Origin of the sequence: Enterobacter cloacae complex sp. P47BA (assembly GCF_014930485.1) — a bacterium.
Taxonomy (GTDB): Bacteria; Pseudomonadota; Gammaproteobacteria; order Enterobacterales; family Enterobacteriaceae; genus Enterobacter; species Enterobacter bugandensis.
Genome location: NZ_JADBRF010000010.1, coordinates 38,575 through 61,025, shown reverse-complemented (window position 1 = coordinate 61,025; position 22,451 = coordinate 38,575). Strand labels below are relative to the sequence as shown.

Genomic DNA, 22,451 nt, shown 5'->3' with positions numbered 1-22,451 from the left:
GCCGCTACACCGGGATGGAACCGCGATCACAGCGCATAACGTCACATGTTACCTTTTACGTCATTTGTTTTTAAAACAAGAAGATAGCTGGATATGTTCGCTCAGAGCCTGCTAGTTTTATGACCATGACGCACCCCGAGTGCGCGGTTCAAAAAGAGAGAAAGCCATGAAACGAGCCGTGAACGCCCTACAAAATTTCGGAAAATCATTATACGGACCGGTACTTATCTTACCTATTGTTGGTCTGTTTATCGCCTTTGGCAATGTGCTGGGCAACGGTAACCTGGCCGAATACCTGCCGTTCCTTGGTCATCCGCTTATCCAGAGTATCGGCCAGCTGATCGCCAAATCTGCCGTGTCGGTGCTGGTCAACCTGGCGCTGGTGTTTGCCGTCGGGATCCCGATTGGTCTGGCGACGCGCGATAAAGGCTACGCGGCGCTGATTGGGCTGGTGACTTTCGTGGTGTTTATCAACGCCATGAACGTGACGCTGCAGTTGCAGGGCGAGCTGGCCCCTGCTGAGCAGATGAAAGCCGCCGGGCAAAGCATGGTGCTGGGCGTTCAGGTGCTGGAGATGGGCGTTTTCGCCGGGATCCTGACCGGGGCACTCTCCGGTTACCTGTACAACAAATACTCCGGCGTACAGTTTAACGGCGCGATGGCGATTTACTCCGGCCACTGTTTTGTCGCCATTGTCATGTTGCCCGTCTCTATGCTACTCGGCGTGGTAATGAGCGAACTCTGGCCGTTTGCCCAGCATGGGATTAGCGCCCTGGCGCTGGCAATTAAAGGCTCTGGCCCGTTCGGGGTGGCGATCTACGGTTTCCTTGAGCGCATTCTGGTGCCGACCGGCCTGCATCATCTGGTCTATACGCCGTTTCTGTATACCGAACTGGGGGGCACGCAGGAGGTGTGCGGCACGACTTACCAGGGGGCACGCAATACCTACTTCGCCGAGATGGCCTGCCCGGACGTGAAGCAGCTCAGCAGCACGGTAGTGTGGGACGCGCGCGGCATCAGCAAGATGTTCGGCCTGCCCGCCGCCGCGCTGGCGATGTACATGACCGCGAAGCCGGAGCGTAAAGCCGTTGCGAAAGCCATTCTGATCCCGGCGGCGCTGACCTCGCTGCTGGTCGGCGTGACCGAACCGATTGAATTCTCCTTCCTGTTCGTCGCCCCGCTACTGTTCGTGGTGCATGCGGTCCTGACCGGTATTGGCATGATGCTGTTCTCGCTGCTGGGCGTTCATGCCATCGGCGCCAACGGGATTATCGATTTCATTCTCTACAACCTGCCGCTCGGCACCGAGAAATCCAACTGGCCGATGTACATCGTGGTTGGGCTGATCATGTTTGCCCTCTACTTCGTGGTGTTCCGCTTCCTGATCCTGCGTTTCAACATGAAAACGCCGGGCCGTGAGGATGAAGATCAGGAGACACGCCTCTACAGCAAGCAGGAGTACCAGGCGAAAGGCAATAACGACGGGCTGGGCGAGTCCATCGTGGTGGGCCTGGGCGGCCGGGAAAATATTGAGGTTGTGGATAACTGCTACACCCGCTTACGCGTCACGGTGAAGAATGTCGCCATCATCGACGAGCCGCGCCTGAAGGCGACCGGCGCGAAAGGGGTTATCAAACAAGGTAACAACGTTCAGGTGGTCTACGGGCTGCACGTCAAAAAAATGCGAGAAGCCGTTGAGACGTTTCTCTGAAAGGAGCTAAAGATGTTTACACCCCCATTCATTCTGTCGATTGCCGGCGGCGGCAGCACTTACACGCCGGGTATTGTGAAAAGCCTGATGGTGCGCCTGCAGGATTTTCCGCTGGCCGAAATCCGCCTCTATGACATCGACGAGGCGCGTCAGAACACCATTGCGCCGGTGGTTGAGAAAGTGATTCGCGACCACAGCCAGAGCATCAAATTTACCGTCACCAGTGACCCGGAAGTGGCCTTCAGCGGCGCGCATTTCGTTTTCGCCCAGATGCGCGTCGGCCAGTACAAAATGCGCGAGCAGGATGAGAAGATCCCGCTGCGTCACGGCGTGGTCGGCCAGGAGACCTGCGGCCCCGGCGGGCTGGCCTACGGACTGCGCACGATCCTGCCGATGGTCGAGCTTATCGATCTGGTGGATCGTTACGCGCATGAGAAAGCCTGGATCGTGAACTACTCCAACCCGGCGGCGATCGTCGCGGAGGGCGTGCGACGCCTGCGACCAAATGCTCGCGTGCTGAACATCTGCGATATGCCGGTCGCGGCGATGCGTAATATGGGAGCCATTCTGGGTGTCGATCGTCGCAAACTGGAGGTGGACTACTTTGGCCTGAACCACTTCGGCTGGTTTACCCGCGTGCTGGTGGACGGCGAGGACAAATTACCGGAGCTGCGTAAACATATCGCGAAGTTTGGCCTGCTGACGGAAGATGCCGCAAAAACCGATCCGCAGCACTCGGATCCTTCGTGGGTTAAAACCTGGCGCAACATCAAGCCGATTATGGATAACTTCCCGGAGTACCTGCCGAACCCGTACCTGCAGTACTACCTGATGCCGAACCAGATTGTGGAGCATCAGAACCCGGACTATACCCGCGCCAATGAAGTGATGAACGGGCGTGAGAAAAAACTTTTTGCTGCTGCTGAAGAGTACAAGCGCACCGGGATTTTACCGGATGCCTTCCACGTGGGCGTTCACGGCGAGTTTATCGTCGATGTCGCCTGCTCGCTGGCCTTTAACCTGCGCCAACGCCATCTGGTAATGGTGGAGAACCGCGGGGCGATTACTAATCTGCCATACGATGCGGTGGTGGAAGTACCCGCCTATATCACCTCCGAAGGGCCGGAGCCTGTGCGCGTGGGGCTGGTACCGCTGTTCCACCAGACCCTGCTGCAACAGCAGCTGGCGTCTGAACAGCTGCTGGTAGAGGCGACCATCGAAGGCAGCTATGAGAAAGCGCTTCAGGCGTTCACCCTCAACCGCACCGTGCCCACCATGGAGCACGCAAAAGCGATTCTGGATGAAATGATAGAAGCCAACCGCGACTACTGGCCTGCGCTGCAAAAAGCCTGGCAGGACGGCGAAACGGTGAAAAAATAGGGGCTTGCTCGCGAGTTGAACGTGGTTTGCTTGTCGGTGTCAGAAAAAACACCGACAATCCTTTTTTACGGAAAAGAATGGAGGCAACCCATGTCCACCTCATATTTTGTCGCCGCCGACTGGCTGATTGAGCACGGCGACGATCCGGAAGTCCAGATTATTGACGCGCGTATGGCCCCGCCGGGCCAGGAACATCGTGACGTTCCCGGTGAATACCGCGCAGGGCATCTGCCTGGCGCGGTATTTTTTGATATCGAAGCCCTCTCCGATCATACCTCTCCCCTGCCGCACATGCTGCCGCGCCCGGAAGCGTTTTCCGTGGCGATGCGCGAGCTGGGCGTCAGCAAAGACAAACATCTTGTTGTTTACGATGAAGGCAATCTGTTCTCCGCGCCGCGCGCATGGTGGATGCTGAAAAAGTTTGGCGTGGAAAAAGTCTCGATTCTGGCGGGCGGTCTGGCGGGCTGGAAGCGTGACGAGCTGCCGCTTCAGCAGGGCGACGTGACGCTGCCGGAAGGCGAGTTCGACGCGACGTTCGACGCTAACGTGGTGAAGCGCCTGACCGACGTACTGGTCGCGAGCCATGAAAAGACGGCGCAAATCGTCGATGCGCGCCCTGCACCGCGCTTTAACGCTGAAGCGGATGAACCACGTCCAGGGCTGAGACGAGGCCATATTCCAGGTGCGCTGAACGTGCCGTGGGGCGACCTGGTGTTTGAGGGCGAGCTGAAAACTACCGACGAGCTGCGTGCCATTTTTGACCGCGCGGGCGTGGATTTACATCGCCCGATTATTGCCAGCTGCGGCTCCGGCGTGACGGCCTGCGTGGTGATCCTGGCGCTCGCCACCCTCGGCGTCAACGACGTTACGCTCTACGACGGCGCCTGGAGCGAATGGGGGGCGCGTGACGATCTGCCAGTTGAACCGGCGAAATAATGGATAACCGCCTGGCCACGTTATTAACGCGCGGAGCATCGCTGACTCGCGCGGAGTATCGCGTCCTCGCCCACCTCACGGAGCATCCGCTGCTGGTGGGCAACATCACGGTGCGCGAGCTGGCGCAGGCGACGTTTGTTTCGACCGCCACCATTATGCGGCTGTGTCAGAAGCTGGGGTTTAGCGGCTTTAGTGAGTTTATCTGGCACTGCAAGCAGTTGCTCTCCGACACGCCGCATATTGCCGCTCAGGCGCAATCCCTTCCTGAGCTCCCGGCGCTGTTTAATCAGTTTATCGCTAACTATCAGCACACCTTCCAGTGGATCACGCAGGAGAAGCGCCAGCAGTTCGCCGACCTGCTGCGGCAGAAAGAGAGCTTTTTTCTCTACGGGGCCGGGTTTTCCTATCTCTTTGCCGAATACCTGACCAAGAAGCTGCAGGTGCTGGGCAAAACGGCGTTCATCTCCGGGCCGGGGGACAGCCGAAACATTTTTCTCAGCAACGCCGCGCGTTATCAGGTATTTATCGCCGTCTCCCGCAGCGGCGAAACGGAACAGGTGCTGGATAAGGCGCGGATTGCCAAAAACGTCGGCATGACGGTCGTCGCCTTTACCCGCGCCTCGGCCAATACGCTGGCGGGCATGGCGGACGTGCACTTTGCGCTGTATGACGAGGCGGTGCACTTCGCTGCCGAAGCCGCGGGCGTGACGTCGTTTGAGTCGAATCTGGTGCTGCTGATGGATTTACTGCTGCTGGAGGCAACGGGGTGACATTCACCCCGCCGTAATCAGATGATGCGGTTGGTCTTGAGATCGCGCAGGAAGCCGCCCCAGCGACGCTCATAGAACGGCGTGATGTGCTCGGTAATAAAATGGCTGATGCCCTTCTCACCGTTTTTCACCTGACAGATATCAATCGGCTCATCGCCCGGTAGCGTGTCGGTGGCCACGCTTCCCGCCGCCTGAACGATCTCGTCGAAATCGCCATCGGCTTCAATACCGATCAACAGCACCGGCTTTTCGTCCGCGCGCTCTTTAATGGAGCAGAGAAACGCGCGCCTGACGGGCTTGAGCGTTTTGAACAGCGTCGTCAGGGAATCGATCATCTGCGCAGGCGGCTCGGCCACCTCAGATAGCAGCAGCGTTTCGCCCCCTTCCAGCACTTCCTGCGTGCTGAGCGGATTGCCCTCTTCACCAATCAGGTGGCTGATCTCGCGCGGGGTGAACTCTTTCCCGGTTGGCAGCTTAGCGTTAAGGAACAGCGTCTGGCCCAGCGTCATTTCGAACAGCGTGCGCACCGGCATCACCACGAACGCCTGTTCATCTTCTACCGCTTCCTGCAACGCTTCCAATGAAGTGAAGAACGGGATCACCGACGTGCCGTCATCTTTCTCCCAGTGCAGCAGATCCAGCGCGCTGTCTTCCACTACCTGCTCACCTTCCGCCGCGGTGCCCGGCACCCAGACGGTGGATTCCAGCAGCGTGCGGAAAAATGCCGGACGATGGGCGGGCTCGGTCGCCGCCTGTTCCAGCAGGGTTTCTAATTCGTTTTTGGTATCTGACATAGTTTGGCTACTTCAATAAACGCCGGGTGGCGCTTTGCTTACCCGGCCTACAAAACCACAGGCCCGTGCAAGCGCAGCGCCGCCGGGCAAAAAAGATCACTCAGCCGTCAGCAGGTTCGCCACGGTACGCACGCCCAGACCGGTCGCACCCGCGGACCACTGCTCAACTGCCGCCTTACGGTAGGTTGCGGAGCAGTCGATGTGCAGCCAGCCTTCGTGATAGTTCTCAACGAAGTGCGACAGGAAGCCTGCTGCGGTACTTGCCCCCGCCGGGTACGCCGCGCTCGCGGTGTTATTCAGCTCGGCAAAGTTAGACGGCAGCTGGCTGCGGTGGAACTCGGCCAGCGGCAGACGCCAGAACGGTTCGTTTTCCGCAGCCGCGCTTGCCAGCAGGCGAGCGGCCAGCTTGTCGTCAAAGCTGAACAGCGCGTGGTAGTCGTTGCCCAGGGCGGTTTTCGCCGCGCCGGTCAGGGTCGCCATGTCGATAATCAGCTCTGGCTTCTGGGCAGAGGCGTCGATCAGGCCATCGGCCAGCACCAGACGGCCTTCGGCATCGGTGTTCATCACTTCGACATTTTTACCGTTGCGGTAGCGAATGATGTCGCCCAGCTTGAAGGCGTTGCCGCTCACCATGTTGTCCGCGCAGCACAGGTAGAGCTTCACGCGCTTGTTCAGACCGCGGGTGATAGCGAATGCCAGCGCGCCGGTGATGGTTGCCGCGCCGCCCATGTCGGACTTCATGGAATCCATGAATGCGCTCTGCTTCAGGCTGTAGCCGCCGGTGTCGAAGGTGATACCTTTACCGACCAGGCAGGCAAAGACAGGCGCTTCTTTATCGCCGGTTGGGTTGTAATCCAGCGCCAGCAGGACCGGAGGACGTTCGGAGCCACGGCCCACGGTATGAATGCCCATGTAGTTCTGCTCGCGCAGATCTTCACCTTTGGTGATGCGGTAGGACATGTTATCCCCCGCCACGCCGCACAGCAGGTCAACCGCACGCTGCGCCAGTTGCTCAGGGCCTAACTCCTCCGCCGGGGCGTTAATGGTGTCGCGCACCCAGTCGATAATTTTCAGGCGGCTTTCCAGCTCTTTTTGACCGGCTTCGTCGAGGTTCGCCCACTCAATTTTGCGGGTGCCTTTCGGGCCTTTGTAGCCCGCCCAGAACGCCCAGCTGCGGTCAGTATCCCAACCTTCGCCTTCCAGCGAGACATGCTTAATGCCCAGGCCGTCAATTTTACGCGCGGCGCGCTGGATCAGACCTAAATCATCTTTGCCCGTCAGGTGCAGGGTGATACCGTCGTTGTTGATGCTGTAGCTGGCTTTCTCGCCCCAGCGCGCGTCGGCGGGCTGCGTAGAGAGCGTAATCTTCATCGCTTCGGTCATTTTATTTATCCTTATTAGCAAACGGGCCGCCTGAAGGCAGCCCGTTAAGTGATTTACTCTGCTTCATCTAACCAGACTAACAGAATCGCCTCCAGAATTTTTTCATTGGATGCGTTTGGATCGTCGTCGAAATCCTCTAAATCGCAGATCCACTGGTGCATGTCGGTGAATCGTACGGTTTTGGGATCGAGATCCGGGTTCGCGTCGTAGAGCGCTTCGCCGATTTCACGGCTGTCTGTCCACTTCAGTCCCATATTAATGCTCGCGTGCGTGGTTGATGGTGTAGCGTGGGAATTCCACGACCAGATCTTCATCGGTCACCGCGGCCTGGCAGCTCAGGCGGCTGTCTGGCTCCAGACCCCATGCTTTATCCAGCATGTCGTCTTCGTCTTCGGTGCTCTCGGCGAGAGAGTCGAAACCTTCACGCACGATGCAGTGGCAGGTGGTGCAGGCACAGGATTTTTCACAGGCGTGTTCCACTTCGATACCTGCACGCAGGGCAACATCGAGAATGGTTTCACCGGTCTTCGCTTCCAGAACAGCACCATCCGGACAGAGGTCCGCATGAGGCAAAATAACAATCTTTGGCATATTAAACCTCGTCCACGGACTGGCCTTTCAGCGCGACGCGGACAGATTTGTCCATGCGGCGAGCGGCGAAGTCCTGGGTTTGTTTATCAACGTTTTTAATGGCTTCTTCTATTGCGTCAGCGTCATTGCCTTCGGCGACTGCGCGTAAGCGCGCGGCAGCCTCGTCAATCACCTGACGCTCGGCGGCGCTTAACAGCGCGGCATCGGCAGCGAGCGCCCCGTTCAGACTTTCCAGCACACGTGCGGCTTCAACTTTCTGTTCAGCCAGCATACGCGCCTTCACATCCTGCTCGGCGTAGCTCATTGAATCCTGGATCATGGAGGCGATTTCGCCATCGGTCAGGCCGTAGGACGGCTTCACCTGGATGGACGACTCCACGCCGGTCGATTTTTCCATCGCCGTGACGCTCAGCAGGCCGTCCGCATCTACCTGGAAGGTCACGCGGATATGCGCCCCGCCAGCTGGCAGCGCCGGGATGCCGCGCAGCGCAAAGCGCGCCAGAGAGCGGCAGTCCTGCACCAGTTCGCGCTCGCCCTGCATCACGTGGATGGACATCGCGGTCTGGCCGTCTTTGAAGGTGGTGAACTCCTGCGCACGCGCCACCGGAATGGTGGTGTTACGCGGGATCACTTTCTCCACCAGGCCGCCCATGGTTTCTAAACCGAGAGACAGCGGGATGACGTCCAGCAGCAGCATTTCACTGTCCGGCTTGTTGCCAACCAGAATATCGGCCTGGATAGCGGCGCCGACGGCAACCACTTTGTCCGGGTCGATGGAGGTCAGCGGCGTGCGGCCAAAGAATTCGCCCACGCGCTCGCGCACCAGCGGCACGCGTGTTGAGCCGCCCACCATGACCACTTCCAGCACCTCGTCAGCCTCCACGCCCGCATCCTTCAATGCGCGACGGCAGGCCAGCAGGGTGCGTTTAACCAGAGGCGCAATCAGCTCGCTGAACTGGTCGCGGGTGATTTCACCCTGCCAGCCTGCGACATTAACACTGACCGACTGCGCATCGCTCAGCGCAATTTTGGCGTCGATGGCCGCATCCAGCAGTTCGCGCTGAACGCGCGCATCGCTGCGATCGCTGATGCCCGCCTGATCGCGGATGTAGTCCGCCAGCAGATGGTCGAAATCATCGCCGCCGAGCGCGGAATCCCCGCCGGTCGCCAGCACTTCAAATACCCCGCGGCTCAGGCGCAGGATAGAAATATCAAAGGTGCCGCCGCCCAGATCGTAGACCGCAATTACCCCTTCCTGACCGGAGTCGAGGCCGTAGGCAATCGCCGCCGCCGTCGGTTCGTTCAGCAGGCGCAGCACGTGCAGGCCCGCCAGACGCGCGGCGTCTTTGGTGCCCTGTCGCTGTGCGTCGTCAAAATAGGCCGGAACGGTGATCACTACGCCGTCCAGATCGCCGCCAAGCGTCGCCGTCGCGCGCGCCGCCAGCGCTTTGAGGATGTCAGCAGACACGCGAATTGGGTTCAGCAGGCCGGCCGCCGTGGCAATCATCGGCAGACCGTTTTCACTGGCCTGCAGCTGATACGGCAGGTGCGGGTAGCGGGTCTGGATATCGGCCAGCGAGCGGCCCATCATGCGCTTTACGGAGCTGATGGTGTTGGCCGGATCGCGCGCGGCGTTGGCGCGGGCGTCATAGCCGACCGCGTGACCCTGCTGCTGGTAGTGGACCACGGAAGGCAGCAGATGGCGGCCCTGCTCGTCGGCCAGCGTTTCCGCCTGGCCGCTGCGCACGGTCGCCACGAGGGAATTGGTGGTGCCCAGGTCAATACCGACCGCCAGACGACGCTGGTGCGGTGCGGCGCTTAAGCCAGGCTCACTAATTTGTAATAAGGCCATAATTGCTTCCGAAATTAAAAATCGAGCAGCTTTTCTTCGAGTTGTTCAGCGCTGCTTCGCAGTTTATCGAGAAAACGGAGTTTGCGCACAGTGTCTGCCGCCACGTCCCAGGTCTCGTTGTTCAGTTGCTCCGCCATCTGCTGATGGCGGGTATCGAACATGCCCTTCACGCGCGTGATAAAACGTTCCAGACGCGCTTCGTCTTTGGCCTGTTCAATCTCATCCAGCTCTTCGCGCAGCTCCAGCTGTTCCATCAGAAACGCGGTGTCGCGCACGGTGTGCTGTTCGCTCGCCAGATCGAAGCCGTGGAGCGAGAGCAGATATTCTGCACGCGCCAGCGGATGGCGCAGCGTCTGCCAGGCCTGGTTGATGGTCGCGGAGTGCGATACCGCAGCCAGCTGCTCTGCCTGCGTCCCGCTGGCGAATTTATCCGGATGATACTGACGCTGCAGATCCTGAAAACGGACCGTCAGCGCCTGAAGATCGATCGGGTATTGAGCGGGTAGTCCGAAGAGAGTGAAGTAATCCATAACAATCTCAGGGGTAGCCTGTTAGAACAAACCCCACGCGCAGCAAAGCCACGGTGGGGTTTCGGATGACGCGCGGTTAAACGTGGAAGCTTTCGCCGCAACCACACTCGTCTTTGACGTTCGGGTTCGTGAATTTGAACCCTTCGTTCAGGCCTTCTTTTACGAAGTCCAACTGAGTGCCGTTGAGAAATTGCAGGCTTTTGCCATCGACCACCACCTTCACGCCCTTGTCTTCAAACACGGTGTCATCAGACGCCGGCTCGTCAACAAACTCCAGTACGTAAGCCATACCAGAACAGCCGGAGGTACGTACGCCCAGTCGCAGGCCAAAGCCTTTACCACGGTTCGCCAGAAAAGAGCTTACTCGCGCGGCAGCGCTGTCGCTAAGGGTAATCGACATACTCAAACCTCAATTATTTTGCTTCACGTTTGCTTTTGTAATCCGCAATGGCGGCTTTGATCGCGTCTTCTGCCAGAATTGAACAGTGAATTTTCACCGGCGGCAGTTCGAGTTCTTCAGCAATATCCGTGTTCTTAATTGCCTGTGCTTCGTCCAGAGACTTGCCCTTCACCCACTCGGTGACCAGGGAGCTGGACGCAATTGCAGAACCGCAGCCGTAGGTCTTGAAGCGCGCGTCTTCAATGATACCTTCATTGTTGACTTTAATCTGCAACTTCATTACGTCGCCACACGCCGGCGCACCAACCATGCCGCTACCGACAGATTCATCGCTATTGTCAAAAGAGCCAACGTTGCGCGGGTTCTCGTAATGATCGATAACTTTTTCGCTGTATGCCATGATTGAATTCTCCTTATATACCGATTAGTGATGTGACCATTCAATGCTGTTCAGATCCACGCCCTGCTTGAACATTTCCCACAGTGGAGAAAGGTCGCGCAGACGGCCAATGGAGTTACGAACCAGCTTGATGGTGTAGTCAATCTCTTCTTCGGTAGTGAAACGACCTAAAGAGAAACGGATAGAGCTGTGTGCCAGCTCGTCAGTCATACCCAGCGCGCGCAGCACGTAGGATGGCTCCAGGCTTGCAGACGTACAGGCAGAACCGGAAGAAACGGCCAGGTCTTTCAGCGCCATGATCAGCGATTCGCCTTCAACATAGTTGAAGCTGACGTTGAGGATGTTCGGCGCGCCCTGCTCGAGATCGCCGTTCAGATACACTTCTTCCATATCTTTCACGCCGTCCCACAGACGGTTACGCAGCGTGCGCAGGCGCGCCATCTCGGTTTCCATCTCTTCTTTCGCAATGCGGTACGCTTCGCCCATGCCCACGATCTGGTGAACAGGCAGCGTACCGGAACGCATGCCGCGCTCGTGACCGCCGCCGTGCATCTGTGCTTCGATGCGGATACGTGGCTTACGACGAACGTACAGCGCGCCGATCCCTTTCGGGCCATAGATTTTGTGGCCGGAGAAGGACATCAGGTCTACTTTCAGCTGGCTCAGGTCGATAGGCAGTTTGCCCACGCTCTGGGTCGCGTCCACGTGGTAGATGATACCGCGCGCGCGGCACATTTCGCCGATGGTGGCGATGTCCTGAACGACGCCGATTTCGTTATTAACGTGCATGATGGAGACCAGGATGGTGTCGTCACGCATCGCCGCTTCGAGCTCTTTCAGGTCAATAATACCGTTGCTCTGCGGCGCCAGATAGGTCACTTCGAACCCTTCACGCTCCAGCTGGCGGCAGGTGTCCAGCACGGCTTTGTGTTCGGTTTTGCTGGTGATGATGTGCTTGCCTTTTTTCTGATAAAAGTTGGCTGCACCTTTGATCGCCAGGTTGTCGGATTCGGTCGCACCGGAGGTGAAAACAATCTCACGCGGGTCGGCACCCACCAGGTCAGCAATCTGATTACGGGCGATATCCACCGCCTCTTCAGCATGCCAGCCAAAACGGTGTGAACGGGAAGCTGGGTTACCAAAGTTTCCGTCCAGGGTCAGACACTGCATCATTTTCTCGGCAACACGCGGGTCCACCGGCGTGGTTGCGGAGTAGTCGAGATAAATCGGTAATTTCATTGCTCTATAAACTCCGTACATCGCTTCAATGCAAGGAATCAGGCAACCGGCTGGATGTACGACCGAGTACGCGGGGTGTGACCACCCCGGCCTGATTCTGAAATACTTATCGTTTTATTACGCGCGTAATTTGACGTCGATAGCGTCCTGCGCGCGGGTGCTGCGTTGTGAATCATGGCTGTGCTGACGACCTGATACGTCCAGAACTTCCTGGTTATTGACCAGTTCACCGAGGGTGATGTTGTTCAGGAAGCCGGTTAGACGGTCGCTCAGATCGCGCCACAGCGCGTGGGTCAGGCACTTATCGCCGCCCTGGCAGCCGCCTTTACCCTGGCAACGGGTTGCGTCAACGGATTCATCCACCGCGCTAATCACTTCGCCAACCGCAATACTGCCCGCGTCTTTACCCAGCAGATAACCGCCGCCCGGGCCACGAACGCTGGACACCAGTCCATTTTTACGCAGTCTGGAGAACAGCTGTTCCAGGTAAGAGAGGGAGATCCCTTGTCGTTCAGAAATATCAGCCAACGGAACCGGGCCCGCTTCGGAGTTGAGCGCAACGTCCAGCATCGCGGTCACGGCATAACGCCCTTTAGATGTCAGTCTCATGTCTTACTTAACCTCAAACTCGCCCCTGCCCGGGGTTTTTTATTGTAAAATGGGGGTATTGCATAGCAGGGCCAAGTCTGACATTCCTGACTAAAATGGTCAACTATTTACTTGACTGTTTTAGTCAGGTATTTAACCTTCTGTGCCTTCATAATATAGGTGCGGCCTGATGCCCTCACCCCAACCCTCTCCCACGGGGAGAGGGGGAAATCGGCACTACTCTTTATTCTTCTGCTCAATCGACGCCAGAATTCCGCGCAGGATGTTCAGCTCCTGGCTTTCCGGACGCGCGCGGGTAAACATGCGGCGCAGCTTGTTCATTACCTGGCCAGGGTGGCCTTCACGGATGAAGCCGGTAGCGAGCAGCGTCTGCTCCAGGTGACCGTAGAAACGCTCAAGGTCGTCCACCAGCGGGTAGGCCGTCTCTTCTTTCGGTTCTGCCTGCTTCTCCTGCGTCGCCAGCCACGCCATACGCACCTCGTAAGCGATAACCTGCACCGCCATTGCCAGGTTCAGCGAGCTGTATTCCGGGTTGGCGGCAATCGCCACGTGGTAGTGGCACTTCTGCAGTTCGTCGTTGGTCAGGCCAACGCGCTCGCGGCCAAACACCAGCGCAACCGGCGCCTGCTCTGCTTCTGAGACGCTTTTCAGGCCGCATTCACGCGGATCCAGCATCGGCCACGGCAGCGTGCGTGAGCGCGCGCTGGTGCCGACAACGAGGCTGCAGCCGGCCAGCGCTTCGTCGAGGGTATCAACGATCTGCGCATTACCGATCACGTCGCTGGCCCCGGCCGCCAGGGCGATAGCCTGAGAGTCTGGTTTCACCAGCGGATTAACCAGCCACAGGTTCGTTAAGCCCATGGTTTTCATAGCGCGGGCAACGGAGCCCATGTTGCCGGTGTGCGATGTTTCGACCAGCACGATTCGAATGTTTTGCAGCATAATTTTTAGATGTCTGGGTTCAGTGTCTGAAGAATATTCGGGCATATTATCATAAACGGGAGACATAATCCGATCCCGCTGCTATACTCTGCGCCGATTTTCCTGTTCTTTAACATCCAGTGAGAGAGACCGATGCATCCGATGCTGACCATCGCCGTGCGCGCAGCGCGCAAGGCGGGTAATGTAATTGCCAAACACTACGAAACGCCAGACTCCGTAGAAACCAGCCAGAAAGGCAGCAATGATTTCGTGACTAACGTCGATAAAGCCGCAGAAGCGATTATTATCGAAACGATCCGCAAATCTTACCCGCAGCACACCATCATCACCGAAGAAAGCGGTGAACATGAAGGTACCGATCAGGATGTTCAATGGGTTATCGATCCACTGGATGGCACCACCAACTTCGTTAAACGCCTGCCACACTTCTCTGTGTCAATCGCAGTACGCATTAAAGGCCGTACTGAAGTCGCCGTTGTTTACGATCCAATGCGTAACGAACTGTTCACCGCGACCCGCGGTCAGGGCGCGCAGCTGAACGGCTACCGTCTGCGCTGCAGCAATGCACGCGATCTGGACGGCACCATCCTGGCGACCGGCTTCCCGTTCAAGGCGAAGCAGCACGCAACCACCTATATGAATATCCTGGGCAAGCTGTTCACCGAATGCGCAGACTTCCGTCGCACCGGCTCTGCTGCGCTGGATCTGGCCTACGTGGCAACCGGCCGCGTTGACGGTTACTTCGAACTGTCACTGAAGCCGTGGGACTTCGCTGCGGGCGAGCTGATCGCACGTGAAGCAGGCGCGATTGTTTGCGACTTCACCGGCGGCCACAACTACATGACCACCGGCAACATCGTTGCGGGTAACCCACGCGTTGTTAAAGCCATGCTGGCCAATATGCGTGACGAGCTGAGCGATGCGCTGAAGCGTTAATCTCCTCATCTCAGCCCTCTCCCCAAAGGGGAGAGGGTGCTAAACGGCGCCGCGCTCATCCACATCGTTACCGCCGCCACCAGCAGAATCACTCCCCCCGCCAGCGCGAGCGTTGTCCATCCTACCTGCCGCCACAGTACCGGCGTTTTATTGCCGCTGAGTTTTACCGCAAGCTGACGGAAGCTGTGAACCAGCAACGCCAAAGACGAAATGGTGAGAGAGGTTCCTGCCGCCATCGCCAGCGCCGAGAGCATGCCCCAGCCGAACACGCCAATCACTTTACTGAACAGCAGCACCATGATTGCCCCCGAGCACGGGCGCATCCCCATAGAGAGAACTATCATCAGCCGCGCGCGCCAGTCGTCACCGCTCTGTAATTGTTCCTGCGTCGGCAGATGCTGATGCCCGCAGCCGCAGTGTTCATCATGCACGTGGTGCGGCGTAAAGGTTTTGAATTTGGGCTTTTGCAGCAGCGCGCGCAGCTTTTTCAGCGCCCGCCAGCAGAGGATCAGCCCCAGCACGCCGACCAGCGCATAGCTGCCCTTCTCCAGCCAGAAGCTGCTCAGGTGCAGCTGGCGCGCGGGAAGCTGTAATAGCGAAAGCACAACCACCACCAGCGCAATCGCCACGCCCCCCTGAAGCAGCGAAGAGGCCAGCGTCAGGCCAATGCTTGATTTCAGCTTCGACGGATGGGTGGCAAGCCAGGTGGTGATGACGATTTTGCCGTGCCCCGGCCCCAGCGCGTGCAGCACGCCATAGATAAAGCTGAACGCCAGCAGAGAACCGCCCGCTTTGGTCGGGTTCTCCGCCACCGCCTTCAGCAGCCCGCTCATCTGCTGGTTGACCTCACGCTGCCAGATGATGCTTTTCATCATCACCTGCGGCCAGGCCTGCCACAGCCAGAGCGAACCGCAAACGGTGAGCAGTAGAAAAAGCGCCAGCGGCCAGAGGTGCAGCCAGCGGCGCGGCTTTCGTACCGGAGAGGAGATCACTGACATTGTAACGTTACCTTCTGCGCAAACTGTTTACCCAGTTCCATGTCCTCCGGTGGGGCATCCTCTTTATCAAGAGAGACAGCAAAATTCAGCGTCTCTTCGCTGGGCTTCGGGGTGTGAACCGTAATGTTGCAGGTTTTTTGCAACGACGCAGGAAGCTGCACGTCGCTGTCCTCGGCGTAGCTCATATCGACGTAGTATGTTGGGTCAAAGGTAGAAAACGTATAGGTTTGTCCTGCCAGCGGCTGCGGATGCGCCAGTGGAAGCACGAACGTCAGCACCGCCTGATGTCCGTCGCGGGACATGCCGTATTCTGTCGGGCGATTGAGGAACTTCACCTTTTGTCCGTTATGCCAGAACTCGGTGAAGTAGTGCTGCCCGAGCACGTTGGCCATCACTTCTGCCGCCAGCTTTTTCCAGATTTCGTCGCCGGGCTTCGCGTTACCCGCATCATAAAGCAGATCCGCCGAGGTGATTTCATCCATCGTCCAGCGCATTTTCAGGCCGCTCAGCTGCGTGCCGTCGGTGACCAGCTCGGTTTTCAGGCTGATAAAACTGTGAGGATGTGCGCTGGCGGTAAAGGTGATAACCGCCAAAAATAACGCCATCGCATTTTGTTTAACTGTCTGCATCAATTCCTCACGTCAAAAATTCTGTGATGTTCCCCAGCAATCCTGAGTGAAAGGCCTGCCGGCGCGCTTTTCAGCGCCCATCCTTTAGCTATTCTTATCAAACATTCACACTGGATACCCGACAGATGATGACGACGCTTGAAATTCCATCTGTGCTTTCCAGTTCGCAGCGCCGCTGCCAGGTGCTTTTGATGCTTTACCTGCCCGATGCTGCCGTCACCGCACAGAGCATAATCGCTGCCAACGGCGTGGACGAGGTCATGGCACGGCAAGATATAGCCGAGACGCGCGATGAAATCCAGCGCTATCACCGGCTGGATATCGTCACGCACCATGACGGTAGCTACCGAATTGAAGGCACTGCCCTGAATCAGCGTTTATGTCTGCTGCACTGGCTGCGCAGGGCGCTCCGCCTTTGTCCGCAGTTTGTCTCGCACCAGTTTACCCCAGCCTTAAAAACTGCGCTTAAACAGCACGGCATCGCGCGGCCGCTCTACGACGATGCTAATCTGCGGGCGCTGATCGGCTTCTGCTCACGCAAGCTGCAGCGTCAGTTTGAATGCCGGGACGTCCAGTTCTTACAGCTCTACTTGCAATACTGCCTCATCCAGCACCACTTAGGGAATACGCCGCAGTTTTCCCACGCGCAGCGCAGCTGGACCCAGTCGCGGGGAGAGTATTTTACGGCGCAGGAGATTGTTCGTCACTGGAAGCGGCGCGTGCCGCAGGGCGCGCACGTGGACGAGCAGCTGTTTCTGGCGCTGCTGTTTATGATGCTCCGCACGCCCGATCCGGTGCTTGATAAACACCAGCAGGATCAGCGCCTCCGCCGCGCCATTGTGCGCATGGTGGCCCGTTTCCGCTCCCAGACCGGGATGAACTTCAGCGATGAGCAGGGGCTGACCGATCAGCTGTATATCCATCTGGCTCAGGCGCTGGACCGCTCGCTGTTTGAGATCGGTATCGACAATAGCCTGCCTGAGGAAATTCACCGTCTCTATCCCCGGCTGTTACGCACCACGAAAGAGGCACTCTTTGAGCTGGAAGCCGAATTTGGGCTGCGGTTCTCCGATGAAGAGATGGCGCTGGTAGCGGTTATTTTCGGCGCCTGGCTGATGCAGGAGACCGATCTGCATGAAAAACAGGTAGTGCTGCTGACCGGGGAGGATAAATCCTGTGAGGAGGTGATTGAACAGCAGCTGCGCGAATTAACCCTGCTGCCGCTCAACATTCGCTATCTGACGCTGCAGGCGTTCCAGAAAGAGGGGGCACCGCGCGAAGCCGCGCTGGTTGTCACCCCCTATCCTACCGTGCTGCCGCTGTTCTCGCCGCCGCTGATCCACGCGGTTGAATCACTTAACGCGCAGCAGCAGGAACATATTCGCGCCATGCTGGAATCGTAGCTACGCCCGTGCGGCCACTTTCGGTCGAACAAACATCGCCGGGAGCGCCACCAGCGCCATGACCCAGAACACGCCGTGTCCCAGATGCTGATACAGAAAGCCCGCAAAGACCGTCATCACCGCAATGCTGCCGCCCATCGCCACCGCAGAGTAGACCGCCTGCAGACGGATCACGTCCCCGCCCTCGCGCGCCGCGATATAGCGCATCGCCGCCAGGTGGCACACGGTGAAGGTGCCGCAGTGAAGGATCTGCGCCACAATCAGCCACGGCAGTTCGGTCGTCCAGCCCATAATCCCCCAGCGCGCCACGCCGCAGACCGCGGAAAGCAGCAGCAGATCGCGCGCGCCGAAGCGGCGGAACAGCTTTTTGCTCAGGGCGAAAATAATGACTTCGGCCACCACCCCCAGCGACCACAGGTAACCGACCGCAGAGGCCGAGTAGCCCGCTCCCTGCCAGTAGATGGCGCTGAAGCCATAGTACGCCGCATGCGCCCCCTGAAGCAGACAGACGCACGCAAGAAAACGCCAGCTCTGGGCCACCAGGCTCCGCCAGGCGGGCCAGCCGGCGCTCTCCTGATGGCGACTCTCCCCTTGCGGCATCACCGACGGGCGCAGCAGCATGCCCAGCAGCATCGAGGCAATACCGATACTCAGCAGCGCCAGAATCGCGCGGTAGTCATAAAGGCTGACCAGTTTCCCCACCAGCGCCGAGCCGATCACGAAGGCAATCGATCCCCAGAGGCGCACGCGACCATAGTCCATGGTGATCTGCTTTTGCCAGGTGTTCGCCAGCGCATCAGTCAGGGGTACCAGCGGGGAGAAGAACAGATTAAAGCCAACCATCACCACCATCAGCCAGGCAAACTGGTGGCTGACCCAGAAGCAGGCCGCGAAGACCAGCGTCAGCAGGGCCAGAATGCGCACCGCTTTAATCAGTAAGGAGGGATCGCTGACGCGGGGGGCAATCAGCAGGCTTCCGAGGAAACGCGCCACCAGCCCCGCGCCCAGCAGAATGCCGATGGTTTCTGGCGTCAAACCAATTCCCTTGAGCCAGACGCTCCAGAAAGGCAGAAAAATACCATAGCTAAAGAAGTAGGTGAAGTAGCTGAGCGCCAGCCAGCGCGTGGAATGCAAGACCATGAATCCCTCCCGAAATGGAGGCGATAGTCTGGCGTTTATCCTGCACTTTAGCAAGTCGTTAGCGCGCTATAAATTAACGATAAATTAACGTCCTGGACAGCCGGTCGGCGTATGGCGTGAGCGGCAAAATTGTATTACGTTTAAAAGACATCGCCTGAAGAGGTCGTTTGCCATGAACAGCTTACGTTATTTCGATTTCGGCTCCTCACGCTCCTTCCTGCTATTGATTGCCCGTATTGCCATCGTTGTCCTGTTTATTATTTTTGGCTATCCCAAGCTGACGGGGTTTAGCGGCACCGTTCAGTATATGACGTCGCTCGGTGCCCCCATGCCGATGCTGGCGGCCATTATCGCCGTAGTAATGGAGGTTCCCGCCGCTATCCTGATCGTGCTCGGCTTTTTCACCCGCCCCCTCGCGGTGCTCTTTGTCTTCTATACGCTGGGCACGGCGATTATCGGTCACCACTACTGGGATATGACCGGAGATGCGGTTGTGCCGAATATGATTAATTTCTACAAGAACGTCAGTATTGCTGGCGCGTTTATTTTGCTGGCGATTGTGGGACCGGGGGCCATTTCCCTGGACCGACGTTAAGCCATAAAAAAAGGCCGCAAGCGCGGCCTTTTTTATTTCTGCAAAGCAGAGGAATTATGCGTATACCGGGAAGCGTGCGCAGATATCCAGAACTTTACCTTTGACGCGCTCGATAACCGCTTCGTCATTGATGTTGTCCAGAACGTCACACATCCAGCCAGCCAGCTCTTTCACTTCCGCTTCTTTAAAGCCGCGACGCGTCACGGCCGGAGAACCGATACGGATACCGGAGGTCACGAACGGGCTCTTCGGATCGTTTGGCACGCTGTTTTTGTTCACGGTGATGTTGGCGCGGCCCAGGGCAGCGTCAGCTTCTTTACCGGTCAGGTTCTTATCAACCAGGTCCAGCAGGAACAGGTGGTTTTCAGTCCCGCCGGATACCACTTTGTAGCCACGGTTCAGGAACACTTCCACCATCGCTTTGGCGTTCTTAGCAACCTGCTGCTGATACACCTTGAACTCTGGCTCCATCGCTTCTTTCAGCGCGACCGCTTTTGCGGCGATAACGTGCATCAGCGGGCCGCCCTGCGCGCTTGGGAACACGGCAGAGTTCAGTTTTTTGTACAGCTCTTCGTCACCGCCTTTCGCCAGGATCAGGCCACCACGTGGACCCGCCAGGGTTTTGTGAGTAGTGGTGGTCACAACGTGAGCGTGAGGAACCGGGTTCGGGTAAACGCCTGCGGCAATAAGGCCCGCAACGTGCGCCATGTCAACGAACAGGTACGCGCCGATGCTGTCTGCGATTTCACGCATTTTTGCCCAGTCAACGATACCGGAGTAAGCAGAGAAGCCACCGATGATCATCTTCGGCTTGTGCTCTTTGGCCTGCTTAGCCATGTCTTCGTAGTCAATTTTACCGGACTCATCAATACCGTAAGGAATGATGTTGTACAGTTTGCCGGAGAAGTTAACCGGGGAGCCGTGAGTCAGGTGGCCGCCCTGCGCCAGGTTCATACCCAGAACGGTATCGCCCGGCTGCAGCAGCGCGGTGTAAACAGCGAAGTTAGCCTGAGAGCCGGAGTGCGGCTGAACGTTCGCGTAGTCAGCGCCGAAGAGTGCTTTCGCACGGTCGATAGCCAGCTGCTCAACGATATCAACGTACTCGCAACCGCCGTAGTAGCGCTTGCCCGGGTAACCTTCAGCGTATTTGTTGGTCAGCTGAGAGCCCTGCGCCTGCATTACGCGCGGGCTGGTGTAGTTTTCGGAGGCGATCAGTTCGATGTGCTCTTCCTGACGTACTTTTTCCTGCTCCATAGCCTGCCACAGTTCGGCATCATAATCGGCAATGTTCATTTCACGCTTTAACATCCGCATCTCCTGACTCAGCTAACAAGTAAATTTTGGCCTGAAAAGGCAGTCCTGTTGGACGACGGGCAACAGTATAACTGAATAGTTCTGTGATAACAGGTCTTGACAAACGATTTTACGCAAACGTTTTCCTTCACGCCACGCAAGGGTTTGAGGAATAAAGATCTCACTATTTCCAGCGGATTTCTTTTCAGGTTTGTGATGCGTATTTTTCATCTTGCAAAGAACCATTTACAAAGCATGGGTATTTTTTATAAGATGCATTTAAAATACATCATTAGATAATATCAGAAGGAAGCTGCCATGCTCGACGCTCAAACCATCGCTACCGTTAAAGCCACCATTCCCCTGCTGGTGGAAACCGGCCCTAAACTTACCGCCCATTTCTACGATCGCATGTTCACGCACAATCCGGAGCTCAAAGAGATTTTCAATATGAGCAACCAGCGTAACGGCGATCAGCGTGAAGCGCTTTTCAACGCCATCGCGGCCTACGCCAGCAATATCGAAAACCTGGCGGCGTTGCTGCCTGCGGTGGAAAAAATCGCCCAGAAGCACACCAGCTTCCAGATCCAACCCGAGCAGTACAACATCGTCGGCACTCACCTGCTGGCAACGCTGGACGAAATGTTCAGCCCGGGCCAGGAGGTGCTGGACGCCTGGGGTAAAGCCTACGGCGTGCTGGCAAACGTGTTTATCAACCGTGAAGCGCAGATCTACAGCGAAAACGCCAGCAAGAACGGCGGCTGGGAAGGAACGCGCGCCTTCCGTATCGTCGAGAAAACGCCGCGCAGCGCGCTTATCACCAGTTTTGAATTTGAGCCGGTTGACGGCCAGCCGGTGGCCGATTACCAGCCGGGCCAGTATCTGGGCGTATGGCTGAAGCCTGAAGGCTTCCCGCATCAGGAGATCCGCCAGTACTCTTTGACCCGCAAACCAAACGGCAAAGGCTACCGCATTGCGGTGAAGCGCGAGGACGGAGGTCAGGTATCCAACTGGCTGCATAACGAAGCGAGCGTGGGCGACGTGGTTCATCTGGCCGCGCCGGCGGGCGACTTCTTTATGGCCATTGAAACCAATACCCCGGTCACGCTGATCTCCGCGGGCGTGGGCCAAACGCCAATGCTGGCGATGCTCGATACGCTGGCGAAAGCAAACCACAGCGCGCAGGTTAACTGGTTCCACGCAGCGGAGAACGGCGACGTGCACGCCTTTGCGGATGAAGTGAAAGCGCTGGGAGCGACCCTGCCGCGTTTCACCGCGCATACCTGGTATCGCCTGCCGACGGAGGCAGACCACACTGCTGCACGCTTTGACAGCGAAGGACTGATGAATTTAAGCCAGATGGAAGGGGCGTTTAGCGCGCCGGAAATGCAGTTCTACGTCTGTGGACCCGTGGCGTTTATGCAGTATACCGCGAAGCAGCTGGTTGAGCTGGGCGTGAATAAAGACAACATTCATTACGAATGTTTCGGGCCACATAAGGTGCTGTAACGCAAAAAGCCCCTCGTTTGAGGGGCTTTTTTTTCGCCGGGTGGCAAATGGTTAAATCGCGGCGTCGTCTTCTTCGCCGGTACGGATACGGATCACGCGCGCCACGTCAAAGACGAAGATTTTCCCGTCGCCAATTTTGCCCGTCTGCGCCGTGCGGATAATGGTATCCACGCAGGTATCGACGATATCGTCGCTGACCACGATTTCAATTTTCACTTTCGGCAGAAAGTCGACCATGTACTCTGCGCCACGATAAAGCTCGGTGTGGCCCTTCTGACGACCAAAACCTTTCACTTCCGTCACGGTCATCCCGGTGATGCCTACTTCCGCCAGCGCTTCACGTACATCATCCAGTTTGAAAGGTTTAATAATCGCATCAATCTTTTTCATGGTGGGTCCTTAAACTCTTGC

24 protein-coding genes are annotated in these 22,451 nt (G+C 57.5%); 8 read left to right on the top strand and 16 right to left on the bottom strand.

Features of this window, described 5'->3' with window-relative positions:
- Positions 1-166: 166 nt before the first annotated feature.
- The 4 genes from IM299_RS11870 (at position 167) to IM299_RS11855 (ending at position 4,797) form a co-directional block, all read left to right on the top strand.
- The gene (locus tag IM299_RS11870; RefSeq protein WP_193357517.1) at positions 167-1,711 is read left to right on the top strand and encodes a PTS transporter subunit EIIC; all 1,545 of its coding nucleotides are present in this window, start codon (positions 167-169) and stop codon (positions 1,709-1,711) included.
- A 12-nt stretch (positions 1,712-1,723) separates the two neighbouring features.
- A complete protein-coding gene (locus tag IM299_RS11865) occupies positions 1,724-3,091 on the top strand; it encodes a 6-phospho-alpha-glucosidase (RefSeq protein WP_041908712.1) in 1,368 nt (455 codons plus the stop codon).
- Between the two features lie 90 nt (positions 3,092-3,181).
- The gene (sseA, locus tag IM299_RS11860) at positions 3,182-4,027 is read left to right on the top strand and encodes a 3-mercaptopyruvate sulfurtransferase (protein WP_150145446.1); all 846 of its coding nucleotides are present in this window, start codon (positions 3,182-3,184) and stop codon (positions 4,025-4,027) included.
- Positions 4,027-4,797: a MurR/RpiR family transcriptional regulator gene (locus tag IM299_RS11855; RefSeq protein ID WP_028014071.1), complete on the top strand. Its 771-nt coding sequence runs from the start codon at positions 4,027-4,029 to the stop codon at positions 4,795-4,797. Before sseA ends, IM299_RS11855 begins: the two co-directional genes overlap by 1 nt.
- 17 nt (positions 4,798-4,814) lie before the next feature.
- Here the strand turns inward: IM299_RS11855 and sseB are convergent, their stop codons facing one another.
- The 11 genes from sseB to trmJ form a co-directional block, all read right to left on the bottom strand.
- A complete protein-coding gene (gene sseB, locus IM299_RS11850; RefSeq protein WP_032648693.1) occupies positions 4,815-5,591 on the bottom strand; it encodes an enhanced serine sensitivity protein SseB in 777 nt (258 codons plus the stop codon).
- Positions 5,592-5,687: 96 nt separating this feature from the next.
- Entirely contained in the window at positions 5,688-6,974 is a 1,287-nt protein-coding gene (gene pepB, locus IM299_RS11845) for an aminopeptidase PepB (protein WP_041908707.1), read from the bottom strand.
- A gap of 53 nt (positions 6,975-7,027) precedes the next feature.
- Complete coding sequence (gene iscX / locus IM299_RS11840) at positions 7,028-7,228, bottom strand: Fe-S cluster assembly protein IscX (protein WP_003860650.1); 201 nt, start codon at positions 7,226-7,228, stop codon at positions 7,028-7,030.
- A gap of 1 nt (position 7,229) precedes the next feature.
- The gene (fdx, locus tag IM299_RS11835; protein WP_003860652.1) at positions 7,230-7,565 is read right to left on the bottom strand and encodes an ISC system 2Fe-2S type ferredoxin; all 336 of its coding nucleotides are present in this window, start codon (positions 7,563-7,565) and stop codon (positions 7,230-7,232) included.
- 1 nt (position 7,566) lies between these two features.
- Entirely contained in the window at positions 7,567-9,417 is a 1,851-nt protein-coding gene (hscA, locus tag IM299_RS11830) for a Fe-S protein assembly chaperone HscA (protein WP_045260179.1), read from the bottom strand.
- 14 nt (positions 9,418-9,431) lie between these two features.
- Entirely contained in the window at positions 9,432-9,947 is a 516-nt protein-coding gene (gene hscB / locus IM299_RS11825) for a co-chaperone HscB (RefSeq protein WP_048957760.1), read from the bottom strand.
- Between the two features lie 76 nt (positions 9,948-10,023).
- Positions 10,024-10,347, bottom strand: coding sequence for an iron-sulfur cluster assembly protein IscA (gene iscA, locus IM299_RS11820; RefSeq protein ID WP_003860659.1), 324 nt, complete (start codon positions 10,345-10,347; stop codon positions 10,024-10,026).
- Positions 10,348-10,360: 13 nt separating this feature from the next.
- Positions 10,361-10,747, bottom strand: coding sequence for a Fe-S cluster assembly scaffold IscU (iscU, locus tag IM299_RS11815; protein WP_003860661.1), 387 nt, complete (start codon positions 10,745-10,747; stop codon positions 10,361-10,363).
- A 24-nt stretch (positions 10,748-10,771) separates the two neighbouring features.
- Positions 10,772-11,986, bottom strand: coding sequence for a cysteine desulfurase (gene iscS / locus IM299_RS11810; RefSeq protein WP_003860663.1), 1,215 nt, complete (start codon positions 11,984-11,986; stop codon positions 10,772-10,774).
- Positions 11,987-12,103: 117 nt separating this feature from the next.
- Positions 12,104-12,595: a Fe-S cluster assembly transcriptional regulator IscR gene (iscR, locus tag IM299_RS11805; protein WP_008502158.1), complete on the bottom strand. Its 492-nt coding sequence runs from the start codon at positions 12,593-12,595 to the stop codon at positions 12,104-12,106.
- Positions 12,596-12,811: 216 nt separating this feature from the next.
- Positions 12,812-13,537 (bottom strand): tRNA (cytosine(32)/uridine(32)-2'-O)-methyltransferase TrmJ, encoded by a 726-nt coding sequence (trmJ, locus tag IM299_RS11800; RefSeq protein ID WP_028014076.1) that lies wholly within the window; start codon positions 13,535-13,537, stop codon positions 12,812-12,814.
- Positions 13,538-13,669: 132 nt separating this feature from the next.
- On the opposite strand from trmJ, the gene suhB reads away from it, so the two are divergent.
- The gene (gene suhB / locus IM299_RS11795) at positions 13,670-14,473 is read left to right on the top strand and encodes an inositol-1-monophosphatase (RefSeq protein ID WP_028014077.1); all 804 of its coding nucleotides are present in this window, start codon (positions 13,670-13,672) and stop codon (positions 14,471-14,473) included.
- Between the two features lie 5 nt (positions 14,474-14,478).
- On the opposite strand, the gene IM299_RS11790 is transcribed toward suhB, so the two are convergent.
- Both IM299_RS11790 and IM299_RS11785 read right to left on the bottom strand, forming a co-directional pair.
- Positions 14,479-15,471: a nickel/cobalt transporter gene (locus tag IM299_RS11790; RefSeq protein WP_041908699.1), complete on the bottom strand. Its 993-nt coding sequence runs from the start codon at positions 15,469-15,471 to the stop codon at positions 14,479-14,481.
- A complete protein-coding gene (locus IM299_RS11785; RefSeq protein WP_028014079.1) occupies positions 15,462-16,100 on the bottom strand; it encodes a DUF1007 family protein in 639 nt (212 codons plus the stop codon). Before IM299_RS11785 ends, IM299_RS11790 begins: the two co-directional genes overlap by 10 nt.
- A gap of 125 nt (positions 16,101-16,225) precedes the next feature.
- Between IM299_RS11785 and csiE the strand changes: the two genes are divergently transcribed.
- Positions 16,226-17,503 (top strand): stationary phase inducible protein CsiE, encoded by a 1,278-nt coding sequence (gene csiE / locus IM299_RS11780; protein WP_041908697.1) that lies wholly within the window; start codon positions 16,226-16,228, stop codon positions 17,501-17,503.
- On the opposite strand, the gene IM299_RS11775 is transcribed toward csiE, so the two are convergent.
- Complete coding sequence (locus IM299_RS11775; RefSeq protein WP_048960048.1) at positions 17,504-18,643, bottom strand: 3-phenylpropionate MFS transporter; 1,140 nt, start codon at positions 18,641-18,643, stop codon at positions 17,504-17,506. It lies immediately after the preceding gene.
- A 172-nt stretch (positions 18,644-18,815) separates the two neighbouring features.
- Between IM299_RS11775 and IM299_RS11770 the strand changes: the two genes are divergently transcribed.
- The gene (locus IM299_RS11770) at positions 18,816-19,238 is read left to right on the top strand and encodes a DoxX family protein (RefSeq protein ID WP_028014082.1); all 423 of its coding nucleotides are present in this window, start codon (positions 18,816-18,818) and stop codon (positions 19,236-19,238) included.
- Between the two features lie 54 nt (positions 19,239-19,292).
- Here IM299_RS11770 and glyA read toward each other — a convergent pair whose 3' ends face one another.
- Positions 19,293-20,546, bottom strand: coding sequence for a serine hydroxymethyltransferase (gene glyA / locus IM299_RS11765; protein ID WP_025757663.1), 1,254 nt, complete (start codon positions 20,544-20,546; stop codon positions 19,293-19,295).
- A gap of 303 nt (positions 20,547-20,849) precedes the next feature.
- Between glyA and hmpA the strand changes: the two genes are divergently transcribed.
- Complete coding sequence (hmpA, locus tag IM299_RS11760) at positions 20,850-22,040, top strand: NO-inducible flavohemoprotein (protein ID WP_193357516.1); 1,191 nt, start codon at positions 20,850-20,852, stop codon at positions 22,038-22,040.
- A 51-nt stretch (positions 22,041-22,091) separates the two neighbouring features.
- Here hmpA and glnB read toward each other — a convergent pair whose 3' ends face one another.
- The gene (gene glnB, locus IM299_RS11755) at positions 22,092-22,430 is read right to left on the bottom strand and encodes a nitrogen regulatory protein P-II (RefSeq protein ID WP_003860685.1); all 339 of its coding nucleotides are present in this window, start codon (positions 22,428-22,430) and stop codon (positions 22,092-22,094) included.
- Positions 22,431-22,451: the final 21 nt, after the last annotated feature.